This is a genomic window from Caballeronia sp. dw_276, assembly GCF_018449635.1.
Lineage (GTDB): Bacteria > Pseudomonadota > Gammaproteobacteria > Burkholderiales > Burkholderiaceae > Caballeronia.
In genome coordinates, this window is the sequence record NZ_JAAVUV010000010.1 from 183,280 (window position 1) to 200,376 (window position 17,097).

The 17,097-nt window shown below is 59.9% G+C and carries 16 protein-coding genes; 9 read left to right on the forward strand and 7 right to left on the reverse strand.

What is annotated here, in order from left to right; genetic code table 11:
- Nucleotide 1: 1 nt before the first annotated feature.
- The 4 genes from queE to HB633_RS21465 all read left to right on the forward strand — a co-directional run bounded on the left by queE (nt 2) and on the right by HB633_RS21465 (nt 2,730).
- The gene (gene queE / locus HB633_RS21450) at nt 2-634 is read left to right on the forward strand and encodes a 7-carboxy-7-deazaguanine synthase (RefSeq protein WP_213780157.1); all 633 of its coding nucleotides are present in this window, start codon (nt 2-4) and stop codon (nt 632-634) included.
- Between the two features lie 25 nt (nt 635-659).
- Nucleotides 660-1,106 (forward strand): 6-carboxytetrahydropterin synthase QueD, encoded by a 447-nt coding sequence (gene queD, locus HB633_RS21455; protein WP_060817535.1) that lies wholly within the window; start codon nt 660-662, stop codon nt 1,104-1,106.
- A gap of 170 nt (nt 1,107-1,276) precedes the next feature.
- Nucleotides 1,277-2,059, forward strand: a complete 783-nt coding sequence (locus HB633_RS21460) for an aldolase/citrate lyase family protein (RefSeq protein WP_213780158.1) — start codon at nt 1,277-1,279, stop codon at nt 2,057-2,059.
- Nucleotides 2,056-2,730 (forward strand): tetratricopeptide repeat protein, encoded by a 675-nt coding sequence (locus HB633_RS21465; RefSeq protein WP_213780159.1) that lies wholly within the window; start codon nt 2,056-2,058, stop codon nt 2,728-2,730. Before HB633_RS21460 ends, HB633_RS21465 begins: the two co-directional genes overlap by 4 nt.
- Before the next feature lie 58 nt (nt 2,731-2,788).
- Here HB633_RS21465 and rodA read toward each other — a convergent pair whose 3' ends face one another.
- The 5 genes from rodA to HB633_RS21490 all read right to left on the reverse strand — a co-directional run bounded on the left by rodA (nt 2,789) and on the right by HB633_RS21490 (nt 9,385).
- The gene (gene rodA, locus HB633_RS21470) at nt 2,789-3,937 is read right to left on the reverse strand and encodes a rod shape-determining protein RodA (RefSeq protein WP_213780249.1); all 1,149 of its coding nucleotides are present in this window, start codon (nt 3,935-3,937) and stop codon (nt 2,789-2,791) included.
- A gap of 24 nt (nt 3,938-3,961) precedes the next feature.
- Nucleotides 3,962-6,403: a penicillin-binding protein 2 gene (mrdA, locus tag HB633_RS21475; protein WP_213780160.1), complete on the reverse strand. Its 2,442-nt coding sequence runs from the start codon at nt 6,401-6,403 to the stop codon at nt 3,962-3,964.
- Nucleotides 6,404-6,487: 84 nt separating this feature from the next.
- Entirely contained in the window at nt 6,488-7,000 is a 513-nt protein-coding gene (gene mreD, locus HB633_RS21480; RefSeq protein ID WP_213780161.1) for a rod shape-determining protein MreD, read from the reverse strand.
- Nucleotides 6,997-8,136 (reverse strand): rod shape-determining protein MreC, encoded by a 1,140-nt coding sequence (mreC, locus tag HB633_RS21485; RefSeq protein ID WP_213780162.1) that lies wholly within the window; start codon nt 8,134-8,136, stop codon nt 6,997-6,999. The genes mreD and mreC overlap by 4 nt, the downstream gene beginning before the upstream one ends.
- A gap of 205 nt (nt 8,137-8,341) precedes the next feature.
- Nucleotides 8,342-9,385, reverse strand: a complete 1,044-nt coding sequence (locus HB633_RS21490) for a rod shape-determining protein (RefSeq protein ID WP_017772379.1) — start codon at nt 9,383-9,385, stop codon at nt 8,342-8,344.
- 369 nt (nt 9,386-9,754) lie between these two features.
- Here HB633_RS21490 and gatC point away from each other — a divergent pair, with 369 nt between their 5' ends.
- The 5 genes from gatC to HB633_RS21515 all read left to right on the forward strand — a co-directional run bounded on the left by gatC (nt 9,755) and on the right by HB633_RS21515 (nt 14,841).
- A complete protein-coding gene (gatC, locus tag HB633_RS21495) occupies nt 9,755-10,054 on the forward strand; it encodes an Asp-tRNA(Asn)/Glu-tRNA(Gln) amidotransferase subunit GatC (RefSeq protein ID WP_062168581.1) in 300 nt (99 codons plus the stop codon).
- 79 nt (nt 10,055-10,133) lie between these two features.
- Nucleotides 10,134-11,627 (forward strand): Asp-tRNA(Asn)/Glu-tRNA(Gln) amidotransferase subunit GatA, encoded by a 1,494-nt coding sequence (gene gatA, locus HB633_RS21500; RefSeq protein ID WP_213780163.1) that lies wholly within the window; start codon nt 10,134-10,136, stop codon nt 11,625-11,627.
- 3 nt (nt 11,628-11,630) lie between these two features.
- Nucleotides 11,631-13,103 carry an Asp-tRNA(Asn)/Glu-tRNA(Gln) amidotransferase subunit GatB gene (gene gatB, locus HB633_RS21505; protein WP_213780164.1) on the forward strand — a complete coding sequence of 491 codons (1,473 nt, stop codon included), beginning with the start codon at nt 11,631-11,633 and terminating at the stop codon, nt 13,101-13,103.
- 103 nt (nt 13,104-13,206) lie between these two features.
- Nucleotides 13,207-14,043, forward strand: coding sequence for a PPK2 family polyphosphate kinase (locus tag HB633_RS21510; protein ID WP_213780165.1), 837 nt, complete (start codon nt 13,207-13,209; stop codon nt 14,041-14,043).
- Between the two features lie 24 nt (nt 14,044-14,067).
- A complete protein-coding gene (locus tag HB633_RS21515; protein WP_213780166.1) occupies nt 14,068-14,841 on the forward strand; it encodes an exodeoxyribonuclease III in 774 nt (257 codons plus the stop codon).
- Between the two features lie 18 nt (nt 14,842-14,859).
- Here the strand turns inward: HB633_RS21515 and HB633_RS21520 are convergent, their stop codons facing one another.
- Both HB633_RS21520 and HB633_RS21525 read right to left on the reverse strand, forming a co-directional pair.
- Nucleotides 14,860-15,765, reverse strand: coding sequence for a M48 family metallopeptidase (locus tag HB633_RS21520; RefSeq protein ID WP_213780167.1), 906 nt, complete (start codon nt 15,763-15,765; stop codon nt 14,860-14,862).
- The gene (locus HB633_RS21525) at nt 15,762-17,048 is read right to left on the reverse strand and encodes an AmpG family muropeptide MFS transporter (RefSeq protein WP_213780168.1); all 1,287 of its coding nucleotides are present in this window, start codon (nt 17,046-17,048) and stop codon (nt 15,762-15,764) included. The genes HB633_RS21520 and HB633_RS21525 overlap by 4 nt, the downstream gene beginning before the upstream one ends.
- Nucleotides 17,049-17,097 lie beyond the last annotated feature (49 nt).

Genomic DNA, 17,097 nt, shown 5'->3' on the forward strand with positions numbered 1-17,097 from the left:
CATGACGTACGCAGTAAAGGAAATCTTCTACACGTTGCAGGGCGAAGGCGCGAACGCCGGCCGCCCGGCCGTGTTTTGCCGCTTCGCCGGATGCAACCTCTGGTCGGGTCGCGAGGAAGATCGCGCTGAAGCGGTCTGCCAATTTTGCGATACGGATTTTGTTGGCACGGATGGCGAGAACGGCGGCAAGTACAAGACGCCGGCTGATCTCGTCGCGATGATTTCATCGCAATGGCCGGAAGGCGAGACGCACAAGTTCGTGGTCTGCACGGGCGGCGAGCCCATGTTGCAAATCGATCAGCATTTCGTGGATGCCTTGCATGCCGCGGGCTTTGAAATGGCTATCGAAACGAATGGTTCCATGCCGGTGCTGGACAGCATCGACTGGATTTGCGTGAGTCCGAAAGCCGGCGCGCCGCTGGTCGTGACGAAGGGCAATGAGCTGAAAGTCGTCGTGCCGCAAGACAATCAGCCGCTCGCCGATTACGCCAAACTCGACTTCGAGTATTTCCTCGTGCAGCCCATGGACGGTCCTTCGCGCGATATCAACACGAAGCTCGCCATCGACTGGTGTAAGCGGCATCCGCAATGGCGCCTGTCCATGCAGACGCACAAGTATCTGAACATCCCCTAACGCGAATCACCCAAGCTGAGCCGACGTGCAGACGATTACCCGAAAACTCGAATTCGATGCGGGCCACCGCATCCCCGATCACCGCAGCCAGTGCCGGAATCTGCATGGTCATCGGTACGTGCTGGAAATCACGCTGCAGGGTGAGCTCGTCGAAACGGAAGGCGCGCCGGATCGCGGCATGGTGATGGATTTCGCCGATGTCAAAGCGCTCGCCATGGAGCATCTGGTCAATAAGTGGGACCATGCGTTCATCGTGTATGCACGCGATGAAATCGTGCGCGGTTTTCTCGAGCAGATGGCTGATCACAAGACTGTCGTGCTCGACCGCATTCCCACAGTCGAAAACCTCGCCGCCGAGGCGTTCCGGATTCTCTCCGGTGTCTACGACGCGCACTACGGCGTCAATCTGAAACTCAAGCGCATCCGCCTCTACGAAACGCCGAATTGCTGGGCGGATGTCGAAGGCGTTTAAGCCGCTTTTGCCGCGCTCCGCGGCTTCGCTTTTGTCACGGTATGATCGTTAAAGATCGTTGAATAAGCCGCACGTTTTGCTGCGGCGCATCCCAGCGACATGCCAACGGAGCGAGACATGCCAGCGAACCTTTCCGCCAAGCTCAAGGCCGATCCAGCGAGGATCACGCCATGAGCACCTACACGAATCTCCTCAAGCAGCGTTTCAGCGAGCCGGGCACCATGTACGGCATGTGGCTGTCGATGGGCAGTGCCGACATCGCCGAAGCGGTTGCGCATGCGGGCTTCGACTGGCTTTGCATCGACATGGAGCATTCTCCGAACGATAGCCAGGACGTCGTCTCGCAACTTCGCGCAATTGCTGCAGCGCATCTTCCGACGGAGCCGATTGTCCGCGTGCCCGCGCACGACGGCTGGCTGGTCAAACGCGTACTCGATGCCGGTGCACGCACGCTGATGTTCCCGAACGTGGAGACGGCGGAAGAAGCCCAACATGCCGTGCGTCTCACGCAATATCCGAACGGCGATGCACGCGATGGCCTGCGCGGCGCCGCCGGCATGGTGCGCGCGGCAGCGTACGGCGTTCGTCGCGATTACGTGACATCGGCGAATGCGCAGATATCGACGATCGTGCAGATCGAATCGGAATTGGCGCTCGCAAACGTCGAAGCGATTGCCGCGATGCCGGGCGTCGATTGCCTGTTTATCGGGCCGGCGGATCTGGCTGCGAGCCTCGGGCATCTCGGCGATTCCAAGCATCCGGACGTGCAAGCCGCGATCACCAGGATCATCGATGCAGCGAAAAATGCGGGCATCGCAAGCGGCATCTTCGCGCTCGATTCCGCGAGTGCGCGGCAATACGCGGAGGCCGGGGTGAAGGTGATCGCGTTGTCGTCGGATGTCAGCTGGTTGTTGAAGGCGACGCGCCAGGCGTTGCAGGAGGCGAGGGCATGAAACCCGGATTATTGGGCGCAGTTTCCGTAGCGTTGATGCTGGCGTGCGGCGCGGCAAACGCACAGACGGTGAAGGGCAGCGACATGGCCACGCAAAACGCCGTCGCCGATTACAACGCCGGCAATTTCGGTGCGGCGCGCTCGGAGTTTCTTCGCGCGGCGAAGAAGGGCAGCCGACTCGCCGAATTCAATTACGCGATGATGCTGGTCAACGGCGAAGGCGGTCCCGCCGATGTACCCGAAGGCAAGAAATGGCTGCGCAAAGCCGCCGATGCCAACATGACGCAAGCGCAGTTCGTGTACGGCAAGATGTTCGATGACGGGCAGTTTGTGGATCGTGATCCGGCTGAGGCGCATCGCTGGTTTTTGCGCGCCGCGAACCAGGGACATGTGCAGGCTGAACTCGCGTTGGCGAATCAATTCCTCGATGGCCGGGGCACCCCGCGCGACAACGCCCAAGCGTTCGCGTGGTACAAAAAAGCGGCCGAAGGCGGAGACATGACCGCGCAATACGTGGCGGGATCGTTCTATGAACGCGGCGGCGATGGCGTACAGAAAAACATCAACGTCGCGCGCGCGTATTACGCAGCGGCGGCCGCGCAAGGCGATCCGGCGGCAAAGCTCAAGTACCAGCAATTGAGCGCCGAGCTATCGCACGAACAGCCGCAGTAAAAACAAAAAGCCCGCGATGATCATCGATCGAATCGCGGGCTTTTTAAACTCAAATCGCCTAACCCTTCATCAGCCGTTTCTGTCGCGACACGCTCATGATCAGGCCGACCGCGACACCGAGCGTGGTCAGCGCCGTTCCGCCATAACTCATGAACGGCAGTGGCACGCCGACGACTGGCAAGATCCCGCTCACCATCCCGATATTCACGAACGCGTACGTGAAGAACGCCATGGTCAGCGACCCGGCCAACAATCGCCCGAACAGCGTCGCCCCGTTCGCCGCGATAAACAATCCGCGCGCAATCAACGCCATATACAGGAAGAGCAGTACAAGGCCGCCGGCAAGGCCGAACTCCTCTGAAAACACCGCGAAAATGAAGTCGGTATGTTTCTCCGGGATGAATTCCAGATGCGCTTGCGTACCCTTCAGCCAGCCTTTGCCGAACGTGCCGCCTGAACCGATCGCGATCACCGCCTGAATGGTGTGAAAGCCTTTGCCGAGCGGATCGGAAGTCGGATCGAGCAGCGTACAAATCCGATGCTTCTGGTAATCGTGCATCAAAGGCCAGTTCACTTCCGGCTGGCAGATCCGCTCCTGGAACACGCCGATACTCGCCACCACCAGCACCGCCGCAACCAGCACCGGCACGATCAGCTTGAAGCTCAATCCCGCGAAGTAAATGACGAACAGGCCCGCCGCGAACACCAGCACGGCCGTGCCAAGATCGGGCTGCTTCGCGATGATCGCGACCGGCAACAGCAAGATCAAAAAGCCGACGATGTAATCCCACCATCGAATCTGGCCTTCACGCCGCTGAAAATACCAGGCAAGCATGAGCGGCATCGCGATCTTCATGATTTCGGACGGCTGGATCACTACGCCAACATTCAGCCAGCGTTTCGCGCCTTTTCGCGTCAAGCCGAACATGGCCACTGCAATCAGCAACGCCATGCCGAACGTATAAAGCGGCACTGCAAAGCGCATGAGCGTGGGTGGCGGAACATTGGCGAGAATCCACATCAGGCCGAACGTCAGCATGATGTTGCGCAACTGGTCCTCGACGCGCCCGGGCACATCGAGACTCGCGCTATACAGCGTCACGATCCCAACGCACAGCAGCAGGAACACAATCAGCGCGAGGGGTTTATCGAAACCCGCGAACATGCGCTTCGTGCGGTCGAGCCAGGCGCGCTTGTCGAACTGCATCGCTTGCATGGCGGTTCTCCTTCTTTACTCGTCGATGCCGCCGGACGGCGTCAACGTTTGAATGGGGCTCTTGCCGTTGTTACGGGGAATCGCAACCGTGGGCGCGGGTTCCTTCGGCGGCGCCGGTGGTTTGGACGGCGCGGGCATGGGCGCTTTGCGCGCTTCCTTCGCATTCGATGCCGCCACTTTTTCCTTCTGCCCATTGCCCTCTTTGGCGCCGGCGCGCGGGGCATCGGCGACTGAGATGATGGGCGCGCGCGGCGTTGCCAATGCACGCAACATCATGGCAGCCGGCGATGCAGGCACGGCCGGCGCTGCGGAGGCGGCTTCGCTGGGGGCATCGACGGATGAAGCGGAAGCAGCCGGAGCCGCTGACGAGGCCGCTGAAGCCGGCACAGCTGCCGACGCCCCCGCGATCGGCGCCGACGCCGCTGCCGGATTGAACGCCGCCGATTTCGCCGCCACCGATGCCGGCAACGCCGCGTCGACCGCAGATTGCGATCCGCCGATAACCGGTGCCGTCGCACCTTCCGTGGCTGATGCCGCCGCTGCCACCGCCGCCGCTTCCGCGCCGGGTTTCAGCCTGTCGACGAGGTAATAATCGAGCACTTTCCGCGCGATCGGACCTGCGGCTTCCGCACCCCATCCGCCGTTCTCGACAATAAGCGCAACCGCAATCGTCGGATGGTCGGCTGGGGCAAATGCGATATACAACGCGTGGTCACGCAGATGCTCGGCCGTCGCATGGCCGGAGTAATTCGCGCCCTGCAGCGAATAAACCTGCGCCGTCCCCGTCTTGCCTGCCGACAGATAAGGCGCACCGCGGAAGATCTTCACGGCGGTACCGTTGGTCACCACGCCTTCCATTGCGCGCTTGACGAAGTCGATGTCCGCCTGTTTCACGGCGATCTTGTCGCTTGGCGCCCGCACCGTCAGACGCACCGCCTTCGTGATCGGGTTCTCGACTTCCTTCACCAAGTGCGGCTTCATGACCACGCCGTCATTCGCGAGCGTCGCCGTGGCGTGCGCGAGCTGCAGGATGGTGAATGAGTTATACCCCTGCCCGATCCCGAGGCTGATCGTCTCGCCTTCATACCAGCGCTGCTGTTCGGGCTTGCGATACGCCTTCTTCTTCCATTCCGTCGATGGAAGAATGCCGCGCGCTTCGCCGTTGATATCAATGCCCGTGATCTGGCCGAAGCCCCACGGCTTCATGAAACCGGCCATCGCGTTCACGCCGAGATCGTGCGCGAGCATGTAGAAATACGTGTCGTTGGAGACCACGATCGCGCGGTTCATGTCGACCCAGCCCTGGCCCGCGCGCACGTCGTTGCGGAATGTGTGGCCGCCGAACGTGTACGAGCCCGGGTCCTGGAACCCCCAACCCGGTGTGCGTTTATGCAGCGTCAACGCGGCAAGCGCCATGAACGGCTTGTAGGTCGAACCCGGCGGATACGTGCCGTGCAGAGGACGATTCAACAGCGGGTGGTCGGGCGAATTGTTGAGCGAATCCCAGGTCTGCTGGTCGATGCCGTCCACGAACGAATTCGGATCGAAACTCGGCGCCGATACAAACGCGAGCACATCGCCAGTTGCAGGTTCGATGGCGACAAGCGCGCCGCGCTTGCCCGCGAACGCCTGCTCGGCGACCTGCTGCAAACCGATGTCCAGCGACAACACCAGATTGTTCCCGGGCGTGGCCTGCGTGCGCGACATGGTGCGTACCGGCCGTCCGCCCGCCGTTACTTCGACTTCCTCGAAGCCCGTCAGTCCGTGCAATTCGGTTTCGTAGCTTTGCTCGACACCGATCTTGCCCATGTAGTCGGTGCCCTTGTAATTGTTCGCGTCCAGCCGCGGATCGTAGTGATCGGTGTCGGCGTCGTTCTGGTCGCTTGCGGCGTCGATACGCTCCTGATCGCGCTGCGAAATCCGCCCGATATACCCGATCACGTGCGCCGCCGTCGGTCCCAGCGGATATTGCCGGAACAGCCGCGCGCGCACTTCCACGCCCGGGAAGCGGAAACGCTGCGCGGTGAACTGGGCGACCTCTTCGTCGGTGAGACGGGTGCGGATGGGCAGACTCTCGAAATTCTTCGAGTCTTCCAGCAGCTTTTTGAAGCGCCGCCGGTCGCGCGCGTCGACGGGAATCACGGTCGCGATGCGGTCGATTTCATCGTCGAGCGTGGTGTTGATCTTCGATGGCGTGATTTCCAGCGTGTAAGCCGAATAATTCTTCGCGAGCACCACGCCGTTGCGGTCGGTGATGATCCCGCGGTTCGGCACGATAGGCGCGACCGAGATGCGGTTTTCATCGGCTTGCAGCGAATACTTGCTGAAATGCCAGACCTGCAGATACAGGAACCGCACGCCGATCAACCCGAAGCAGACAAACACGAAGAGGCCCGCGGCGGCCACACGCAGGCGAAACTTCGATAACTGTTGTTCGGCGTTCTGAAATTCGGTCATGCAATCTTCGCGGGGACCGCGTGTGTGGCGACTGGGGCGAGCGGCTTAACCGACGCGCCGGCAGGCGCTTGAATCAACATCAACTCAGATGGGACGCGTGTCGTCGGGATCGGTGGCGCGGCGCTGCGGAATCAGCAGCAGGAAACTCGCAACCGGCCACAAAATGGCTTCCACGAATCCATCGACCAGATAACCCCAGCCGGGAAACGCCGCGCCGGTCAGCAGACGGATCACGAACGGGACAATCTGCGCGCCGATCAGAAGCGGTGCGACCACGAACGTTTGCACCGGCAACGACATCCACAATACGCGCCTGTGAATGGTGATGGCGCCATACGACAACAACGTATACGCAAGCGCGTGCTCACCGAGCAGACTTGCATTGTGAACGTCCATCAACATGCCGAGCAAAAACGCGATGCCCATTCCGACACGGCGCGGCTGGTGAACGTTCCAGAACAACAGGACGACGGCCACGAAATCGGGCACGCCGGCCATCCGGCCCCACGGCATCAGGTTCAGCAGGAAGGCGGCGGCCAAGCTGAACGTGATGAAGTACGGATTGACCGGCTGCAGGATGTATTGCGGGCGGCTCATGGCGTGGCTCCGGGCGCGGCCTTGCCGGCAGGTTCTCGCCGGGCGTGCCCGGATCTGTTCGATGCCGCGTGCTCAGGCTTCTTCGCGGCGGTCGCCGATGCCGGCTTGGCGGCTACAGCTGCAGATGCCGGCGCTGCCGGCGCCGCAGGTGTTGCGGCCGGGTTCGCCGCGGGCGCGGATGCCGGGTTCGCGGCAGCAGGCGCGCTTGTGCTTTTCGCCGGTGCTGCCTTCTTTCTGCCCTTGTTTTCCTTCGCTTCCTTCGCGGCGGCCGCGGCTTCGATTTCTACCGGGTTGGGCGGCTGGTTGACTTCGTAGTGCAGCACGAGCAACTGACGCGCACCACGCACCGGAGCAATAGGCAGACAGACGACGCGAGCGAAGGCAGTATCGGCTTGTTTATCGACCCGCACGACCTTCGCCACCGGCAATCCCGGCGGATAAATCCCGTCCAGGCCGCTGGTCACGAGTTCGTCGCCGGTTTGTACGTCGGCGCTGATGGGCACGAAGCGCAGATCCAGTGTGTCGCCCTTTGGCGTGCCATAGATCACGCTGCGCAAACCCGTACGCACGATTTGCACGGGAACGGCCTGGTCTTTGTCGGAGAGCAGCGTCACTTCGGATTGCAGCGGGAACACGCGGGTGATCTGGCCAATCACGCCGTCTTCGTTGACTACCGGCGCGCCGTCCTGAATGCCCTGTTGCGAGCCCTTGCCAATCACGACCTTCTGCGTGAACGGATCACGCGTGTCGTATTGCACTTCGACGGGAATGGTTTGCGTGACGGCGCGCGCCTGAAGCTGAAGGAGCGAACGCAGATGCGTGTTCTCGGCGTTGAGCTGGGAAGCATCACCCGCTTTCACCGATAACTCCAGGTTCTTTTCTTTCAACTTCGCGTTTTCAGTGCGCAGGATTGCGCTGGTCACAGCCAGATCGGCGGCGCCCATAAAAATATCGCGCGGTACGAGGGCGGCGCGCTGCAACGGGTATAACCCCGCGCCCAGCACGCCACGCACGATCTCGAGCGTGTTGAAACGCGCGTCCGAGATAAGAAGGGCGATTGCAAGCACCACGAAGAAGATCAATCTCGCGAGAGCGGATGGACCTTGCTTAAAGAGTGGCGGCGGACTGTATTCCATGGTCGGCGCCGAGGGCGTGAGCAGTTAAATCGATGCTGCGGGTCCGCGTCAAGGAGCGGCCCTGCCCAGCGCGGTGCGCCGCGGCCCGGAGCCACATTGGGCCGGGCCACGAAAACGCTCGCGCAAGTCGCATACCTCGCGCACGTCGCAGTTGTTCCATTGAGCGAGTGCGTGTTGTTGGCGCCTTCGTGAAAGGCGTCAAGACTTACTCGTAGGAGAAGATGCTGCCGAGCTTGTCCATGCGTTCGAGCGCCATGCCCGAACCGCGTACGACGCAAGTCAGCGGATCTTCAGCAACAAGCACCGGCAGGCCGGTCTCTTCTGCAAGCAGCCGGTCGAGGTCGCGCAGCAACGCGCCACCGCCAGTCAGCATCATGCCGCGCTCGGCAATGTCGGCGCCCAGTTCCGGCGGCGTCTGTTCCAGCGCGATTTTCACCGACGACACGATCTGGTTCAACGGATCGGTCAGGGCTTCGAGAATTTCGTTGCTCGAAATGGTGAAGCTGCGCGGAATGCCTTCTGAAAGGTTACGGCCCTTGACTTCCATCTCCTTGACTTCGGAGCCGGGGAAAGCCGAACCAATTTCCTTCTTGATGGCTTCAGCCGTTTGCTCGCCAATCAGCATGCCGTAGTTACGGCGAATGTAATTGACGATGGCTTCGTCGAACTTGTCACCGCCCACGCGCACCGAACCCTTGTACACGATACCGCCGAGCGAGATCACGCCCACTTCGGTCGTGCCGCCGCCGATGTCGACGACCATGGAGCCCGTTGCTTCCGAAACCGGCAAGCCGGCGCCGATAGCCGCGGCCATGGGTTCTTCGATCAGATAAACCTGCGACGCGCCTGCGCCATGAGCCGCTTCCTTGATCGCGCGGCGCTCGACCTGGGTCGAACCGCACGGCACGCAGATGATGATGCGTGGCGAGGGCGAGAACATGCGCGACTCATGGGCCGTCTTGATGAACTGCTTGATCATCTGCTCGGTGACCGTGAAGTCGGCGATCACGCCGTCCTTCATGGGCCGGATTGCTTCGATGTTGCCCGGCACCTTGCCGAGCATCTGCTTGGCCTCGCGGCCGACAGCCTGAATGGTCTTCTTGCCATTCGGACCGCCTTCCTGGCGAATGGAAACCACCGACGGCTCGTCTAGAACGATGCCTTTGCCGCGCATGTAAATCAGCGTGTTGGCGGTGCCGAGATCAATCGCCAGATCGTTTGAAAAGTAGCTGCGCAAAAAACCGAACATTCAAAAATCCTGTCTCGCTGGGAGCCGTGCCTCGCTTCGAGCGCCAAAGGACGGCAGCGGAAAAAAATGACAGCCTGCAGTCGCACCCAATTGGTCGCGAACATTGCAAAGCTGCGAAGAAAATCTACCGGAGGATGCAAGCAAACCAGGCGCACACTTTTCTGAAAAAACTGTAACTAAGAAAAGGCCGCTGGCAAGTCGATCCGGATTTGGGTCGAACGCGTAATGATACCTTATAATTTTGGGGTATTCGAAGGAAAAGGACGGTACATTTTGCCATCGTCAGGCCTGCTTTCTAAGGCTCCTTATCTCGAATTGAAGTCGCGCTGTTTGTAACGCGAAAGTCGCATAAATAGACCGGTGAAACAAATGTCTCTGACCCTGACCGATGTAAAACGCATTGCGCACCTCGCGCGTCTGGAATTGCCCGAGCACGAGGCCGAACCGACCCTCGCACGCCTGAACGATTTCTTCGGTCTCGTGGAGCAGATGCAAGCTGTAGACACCACGGGAATCGAACCGCTTGCTCACCCGATCGAACAAATCCAGCAAGTCGAACTGCGTTTGCGAAACGATGCTGTTACAGAGCATGTAAACCGCGAAGAGTTCCAACGGCCTGCACCCGCTGTGCGCGACGGCTTGTATCTCGTGCCGAAAGTGATCGAATGAGCGGCGCGCCAGCGTAACAACGGCAACACCGCACGAAAACTAAAAGACGCGGCACCCGGCGTCTATCAGGAAAAACGCAATGCATCAGAAAAGCTTGACCGAACTGCGCGCGGCACTCGACGCAAAAACCATTTCCGCCGTCGAACTCGCGCAGGTGTTCCTGCAGCGCATCGACGCCGCGAAGGATCTCAACGCGTTCATCAGCGTCGATCACAATCTCACCCTCGAGCAGGCCAGGGCCGCCGACGCGCTCATCGCCCGGGGCGAAGCGGGTCCGCTGACGGGTTTGCCGATCGCGCATAAAGACGTGTTCGTCACGCGCGGATGGAGCTCGACGGCGGGATCGAAGATGCTCGAGAACTACAAGAGTCCCTTCGATGCCACCGTTGTCGACCGCTTGAAGAACGCGGGCGTGGTGACGCTCGGCAAGACAAATATGGACGAATTCGCGATGGGTTCGTCGAACGAGAATTCGTACTTCGGGCCGGTCAAGAACCCGTGGGATCTGAAAGCGGTGCCGGGCGGATCGTCGGGCGGTTCGGCCGCGGCGGTCGCGGCGCGGCTCGCGCCAGCGGCCACGGGAACGGACACAGGCGGCTCGATTCGCCAGCCTGCATCGTTCACCGGCATTACCGGAATCAAACCAACGTACGGCCGCGTTTCGCGTTACGGCATGATCGCGTTCGCTTCGTCGCTGGATCAGGGCGGCCCGATGGCACGCAGCGCCGCCGATTGCGGCGTGCTGCTCAACGCGATTGCATCGTTCGATCCGCGCGATTCAACCAGCCTCCAGCGCGAGGACGAAGACTACACGCGCTATCTCGGTCAGCCATGGTCGGGTCATGACGCGAACAAACCGCTCGCGGGATTGCGCATCGGTTTGCCGAAGGAGTTTTTTGGCGAAGGACTCAGCGCCGAAGTTCGCAGCGCAGTAGACGCGGCGTTGAAGCAATATGAAGCGCTCGGCGCGACCTTGGTCGAGGTATCGCTGCCAAAGACCGAGTTGTCCATTCCCGTGTATTACATCATTGCGCCGGCGGAGGCATCGTCGAATCTGTCGCGTTTCGATGGCGTGCGTTACGGCCATCGCGCGGCCGAGTACACCGATCTTCTCGATATGTACAAGAAGTCGCGCGCCGAAGGTTTCGGGCCGGAAGTGAAGCGCCGGATCCTGGTAGGCGCGTACGTGTTGTCGCACGGCTATTACGACGCGTATTACGTTCAGGCGCAGAAAATCCGCCGCATCATCGCGCAGGATTTCCAGGAAGCATTCAATCACTGCGATGTGATCATGGGACCGGTGGCGCCATCGGTTGCATGGAATCTCGGTGAGAAAGCCGACGACCCGGTCCAGATGTACCTCGCCGATATCTACACGTTGTCGATCAGTCTCGCCGGTTTGCCGGGCATGAGCGTGCCGTGCGGTTTCGGCGCTGCGGGCAGCGCGCATGCCACGCGGCCGGTTGGCTTGCAGATCATCGGCAACTATTTCAACGAAGCCCGGTTGCTGCAGGTCGCCGACGCGTTTCAGCGCGCGACCGACTGGCATGTGCAATCACCGGCAGGAGTCTGAGTTATGCAATGGGAAGTCGTTATTGGTCTTGAGACGCACGCGCAGTTATCGACGGTCTCCAAGATTTTCTCGGGCGCGGCCACGCAATTCGGCGCTGAGCCGAACACGCAGGCCTGTCCTGTCGATCTGGCGTTGCCAGGCTCATTGCCCGTGATGAATCGCGGCGCGGTCGAGCGTGCGATTCGTCTGGGTCTGGCGATCGGCGCGACCATCGCGCCGCGCAGCATTTTCGCGCGTAAAAACTATTTCTATCCTGATCTGCCGAAGGGTTATCAGATCAGCCAGTTCGAGATCCCGGTCGTGCAGGGCGGCAGCGTCACGATCCACGTTCCGGCAAACGAAAAAACCGGCAAGGCCGCCTACGATAAAACCGTCAACCTGACGCGCGCGCATCTGGAAGAAGATGCCGGCAAGTCGCTGCACGAAGACTTCGCGGGTATGACGGGTATCGATTTGAATCGCGCGGGCACGCCGTTGCTTGAGATTGTGACCGAACCTGAAATGCGCAGCGCCGCTGAAGCCGTGGCGTATGCAAAGAGCCTCCATACGCTCGTGCAATGGCTTGGGATCTGCGACGGCAACATGCAGGAAGGTTCGTTCCGTTGCGACGCGAACGTGTCGGTACGCCCGGTTGGTCAGGCGGAATTCGGCACACGCGCCGAGATCAAGAACCTGAACTCGTTCCGGTTCCTCGAAGAAGCGATCCAGTATGAAGTGCGCCGCCAGATCGAGTTGATCGAAGACGGCGGTACGGTCGTGCAGGAAACGCGTTTATACGATCCAGATAAACGCGAGACACGTTCCATGCGCAGCAAGGAAGACGCGCACGATTACCGCTATTTCCCCGATCCGGACCTGATGCCGCTGGTTATCGATGAAGCGTGGATTGCGCGGGTTCGCAGCGAATTGCCCGAGTTGCCGGAAGCGATGCAAACGCGCTTCGTCGAGCAATATGGCTTGACGCCGTATGACGCGGTCGGGCTGACGTCGTCGCAGGGCATGTCGGCTTATTTTGAGAACGTGGTCTCGAAAGTCGGACACGCGAACGCCAAGCTCGCCGCCAACTGGTTGATGGGCGAGGTGTCGTCGCAACTGAATCGCGAATCGCTGGATATCGAGAGCTCGCCGGTTTCTCCGCCGCAACTCGCGCTCGTGATTCAGCGCATCGCCGACGGCACTATCTCGAACAAGATCGCGAAGGATATTTTCCAGGCAATCTGGGAAGAGAAAGCTACCGACGAAGCCGCGGCCGACCGGATTATCGAAGCGAAGGGATTGAAGCAGATTTCGGATACGGGCGCGCTGGAAGCGATCATCGACGAGGTGATGGCCGCGAACCAGAAGTCAGTCGATGAATACCGCTCGGGCAAGGAAAAGGCGTTCAATGCGCTGATCGGCCAGGCCATGAAAGCGACCAAAGGCAAGGCGAATCCGCAGCAGGTCAACGAGCTTTTGAAGAAGAAATTATCCTCTTGATCTGAACGCCGGCGTTTGATGGCTGAGGTACTCGCGGGTTGCTGCTGGTCTGGTCTGGCAGCAACCCTTTATTTTATGAATGTTCATGAGCGGGAGCGCACGCGTGGCCAAGAAACCTGATCTGGACGATTACCGCGTGCCTTACTTCGACGGCAAGAAGCTGAAGGCGTTTGATCTTGCTTCTATCGACACGGCGTCGAAGCCATTCTCGGCCGGGTCGAAAGACGACGATCGCGCGCGTTTGAGCGAGTTGAACGCAGCACTCGACGGCTTGCAGGACAAACTCCACACCCAGCCCAAGCAGCGGGTCCTGCTGATCCTGCAAGGCATGGATACAAGCGGCAAGGACGGCACCATTCGCGGCATTTTTCAGGATGTCGATCCGCTCGGGATTCGTATCGTGCCGTTCAAGGCGCCTTCCGAGGTCGAGGCCGCTCATGACTTTCTATGGCGCGTTCATTCGCAGGCGCCCGCCGCGGGTGAGTTGACCGTTTTCAATCGCAGCCAGTATGAAGACGTGCTCGTACCGCGCGTGCTGAAACAAATCGATAAAGACGAATGCGAACGTCGATACGCCCATATTCGCAACTTCGAGGCGCTTTTAGCGGATAGCGGCACGGCCATTGTGAAATGCTTTTTGCATATATCGAAGGACGAGCAGAAAGAGCGCTTGCAGGCGCGTATCGACAATCCAGAAAAGCATTGGAAATTCGATACCGCCGATCTCGAAGCTCGCAAGCAGTGGGACGATTATCACGAAGCTTATGCCGATGCGCTGGGCGCAACGTCGACCGAGTTTGCTCCGTGGTTTGTTATTCCCGCAGATTCAAAAACACACCGTAACGTCATGGTCGCGGAATTGATCACGCGCACCCTGCAAAGTTTGAAGCTCGAATATCCGCCGGCAAAGGATTCGCTGAAAGGGATCAAGGTCGAGTAGGTCAACAACATATGAGGACGTTTCATGTTTCGAGTCATCACCGCCAATTTGAACGGTATTCGATCGGCCGCGAAGAAAGGATTTTTCGACTGGTTTGGTCAGCAGGACGCAGACGTTGTCTGCGTGCAGGAAATCAAATGTTCGCAAGACGATCTGACGCCGGAGTTTCTCGCGCCGCATGGATTTCAGGGCTATTTCCAGCATGCCGTGAAGAAGGGCTATTCGGGCGCGGGGCTTTATACAAAGCACAAACCGGATGAGGTGATCATCGGCTTTGGCAGTGAGGAATTCGATCCCGAAGGGCGTTATGTGGAAGCCCGGTTCGGGGATTTATCGGTGATTTCCGTGTATGTGCCTTCCGGGTCCAGCGGTGAGGAACGGCAACAGGCGAAGTACCGGTTCATGGCCGAGTTCATGCCGCATCTGGAGAAACTCGCGGCGACGCGTGAAGTGATTCTGTGCGGCGACGTGAACATCGTGCACAAGGAAATCGATATCAAGAACTGGAAAAGCAACCAGAAGAATTCCGGCTGTTTGCCGGAAGAGCGCGCATGGCTCACCCAATTATTCGATGAAAAATCCTACGTCGATGTATTCCGAACGCTCGATCAGCGGCCTGAGCAATACACGTGGTGGAGCAATCGCGGACAGGCTTATGCGAAGAACGTCGGGTGGCGGATCGATTATCAGATCGCGACGAAAGGCGTGGCGGACACGGCGACAGCGACTTCAGTTTTTCGCGAGATCAAGTTCAGCGATCACGCGCCATTGATTATCGATTACGACTGGAAGGTTTGAAGAGGCGGGCAGCCTTCTCTATAACTTCGGCTTCTTGAACCGCCCCATCCCCGCATAATTAGGCAACTGATCGACCGTCTGACCGAGCGCCTTCGCGTATAGCGGCATCATGTCCGGCAGGCGCTTCATCAAATCGTGCACGCGATCCGAGCCGAACGGGTGCATCCAGATAAACCCGTTCGGCGTGCGCCGCGTCGCCGAGTCGATCTTCTTCCATAACGTCACGGCGGCGCGCGGATCGTATCCCGCGCGGGACGCAATCTCGCTGCCAATGACATCGGCTTCAGTTTCATCCGCCGGCGTGTATCGCATGGCCAGCAACTGCTCGCCTATACCCAGCGGCGCCGACGTGATATCGGCGAAACCAAATAGCGGCGGTATCGTGCCCGTGGTCAATTGCGCGGCCTGCTGACGTCCGAGCCGATCGCGCGCGTGTTCGCGCAAAGCGTGCGCAATCTCATGGCCGATCATCATGCCGAGTTCGTTGTCATTGAGCCGAAGCCGCTCGATCAAACCGCTGTAAATGACGATCTTGCCGCCCGGCAGGCAGTACATGCGAATCTCGTTGGATCGCACCACGTTGACCTGCCATTTCCAGTTCTTCGAGCGGTCATTCCACTTGAGCGCAAACGGAACCTCGCGATTCGTGATGTCGCGGGCGCGTTTGACGAGCGGGTTGTCATCGCCGAGAAGATGCTTGGTGCGCTGGGCTTCGTGGAGAATTTGCAGATATTCGTCGGCGGATTGCTGTTCGAGCGTTGCCGATGGAATCAGGTTGCGGAACAGCGCGGCATTGCCAAAGCGGATCTGGCCGCTCGCCGCCGAGTAGGGCTGCTGCGAAACTGCATCGGACGCCGCGAAGCTGACGCTCGCCTGGAGCGTCATGGCGCAGGCCGTGACGCGGATCAACGCGTGCACCTTCATCGGACAAGTCTCCAGGGCGCGATTTTCGGCAACAGTAACATGCCGGGAATCGACAGCGCCACGCAGACCATGAAGTACTCGAACCAGCCCGTCTGCGCCACGATAAAGCCGCTTGAAGCCGATGCCAGCGTGCGCGGCACCGAAGCCAGGCTCGTGAAAAGCGCAAACTGCGTGGCCGTATAACGCGGATCGGTCGTGCTCGCGATATACGCGACGAACGCCGCGGTTGTCAGGCCGGTTGCGAAAGTCTCGAAGCCGTAAAGCGTAGCCAGCGCGACAGGCGACGGCCCGATCTTGGCAAGCCACGCGAAGCCGAGCGTGGACACGATCTGCAGCACGCCGAAGATCCACAACCCCCGCCCGATGCCAATCTTCACCAGCCACATCCCGCCCACAATCCCGCCCGCAATACTTGCCCAAAACGCCACTGTCTTGGCGATCACGCCAATCTGCGTCTTGTTAAAGCCGATATCGAGGAAAAACGACGTGGAAAGCGTGGTTGCCATCGTATCGCCGAGCTTATAGAGAAAGATGAAGCCGAGGATCAAGAGCGCCGTGCGCCAGCCGTCACGCCCAATGAATTCCCGAAACGGATCGATGATCGCATCGCGGAGATTCTTGGGCGGCGTGCCATGGATTTCCGGTTCCTTGACCACCAATGTCAGCACCACGCCCGGCAACATGAACGCCGCCGTGACCATGAACACCGTGGACCACGGCAAATGATCGGCAAGAATCAGCCCGAGCGAGCCCGGAATCAGCGCCGCGATCTTGTACGCGTTCACGAAAACGGCATTGCCGAGGCCCTGTTCGGTATCAGCGAGAAGCTCGCGGCGGAACGCATCGATTGCTATGTCCTGGCTCGCCCCGAAGAACGCGACGAGCGCGGTCAGTGCGGCCACGGTCCAGATTTCCTGTTTCGGCGATATGAACCCGAGCGCGCCGATCGCCACGCCCACCAGCAATTGCGTGACGATCATCCAGCCGCGCCGCCGGCCTGGACGCCAGCCGGGCAGACGCGGCACGTAGCGGTCCATCAGCGGCGCCCAGATGAATTTCCACGTGTACGGGAACTGGATCAGCGCAAACAGGCCGATTTCCTTCAGATTGACGCCTTCGGTGCGCAACCACGCCTGGACCAGATAGATGAGCGTAAAAAGCGGCAGCCCGGACGTGAAGCCGAGAAACACGCAGATCAGCATGCGTTTGTTGAGAAACGCACGCCAGCCGGGGCGGTCTTCGTGAGCGGTTATAGCGGGCGCCTCGTTTGGCGTGTTGGACATATGAAATCAGTTTGATGCGGTGGGCGATGCGCCAAGCGGTGAACGGGCG

Excerpts from the sequence above, each read along its gene's own strand:
- HB633_RS21515 (WP_213780166.1), top strand. The coding sequence starts at position 14,068 with ATGTTTCGAGTCATCACCGCCAATTTGAACGGTATTCGATCGGCCGCG.
- gatB (WP_213780164.1), top strand. The coding sequence starts at position 11,631 with ATGCAATGGGAAGTCGTTATTGGTCTTGAGACGCACGCGCAGTTATCG.
- mrdA (WP_213780160.1), bottom strand. The coding sequence starts at position 6,403 with ATGACCGAATTTCAGAACGCCGAACAACAGTTATCGAAGTTTCGCCTG.
- gatC (WP_062168581.1), top strand. The coding sequence starts at position 9,755 with ATGTCTCTGACCCTGACCGATGTAAAACGCATTGCGCACCTCGCGCGT.
- HB633_RS21490 (WP_017772379.1), bottom strand. The coding sequence starts at position 9,385 with ATGTTCGGTTTTTTGCGCAGCTACTTTTCAAACGATCTGGCGATTGAT.
- mreD (WP_213780161.1), bottom strand. The coding sequence starts at position 7,000 with ATGAGCCGCCCGCAATACATCCTGCAGCCGGTCAATCCGTACTTCATC.
- HB633_RS21520 (WP_213780167.1), bottom strand. The coding sequence starts at position 15,765 with ATGAAGGTGCACGCGTTGATCCGCGTCACGGCCTGCGCCATGACGCTC.
- HB633_RS21460 (WP_213780158.1), top strand. The coding sequence starts at position 1,277 with ATGAGCACCTACACGAATCTCCTCAAGCAGCGTTTCAGCGAGCCGGGC.
- HB633_RS21525 (WP_213780168.1), bottom strand. The coding sequence starts at position 17,048 with ATGTCCAACACGCCAAACGAGGCGCCCGCTATAACCGCTCACGAAGAC.
- HB633_RS21465 (WP_213780159.1), top strand. The coding sequence starts at position 2,056 with ATGAAACCCGGATTATTGGGCGCAGTTTCCGTAGCGTTGATGCTGGCG.
- queE (WP_213780157.1), top strand. The coding sequence starts at position 2 with ATGACGTACGCAGTAAAGGAAATCTTCTACACGTTGCAGGGCGAAGGC.
- mreC (WP_213780162.1), bottom strand. The coding sequence starts at position 8,136 with ATGGAATACAGTCCGCCGCCACTCTTTAAGCAAGGTCCATCCGCTCTC.
- gatA (WP_213780163.1), top strand. The coding sequence starts at position 10,134 with ATGCATCAGAAAAGCTTGACCGAACTGCGCGCGGCACTCGACGCAAAA.
- rodA (WP_213780249.1), bottom strand. The coding sequence starts at position 3,937 with ATGCAGTTCGACAAGCGCGCCTGGCTCGACCGCACGAAGCGCATGTTC.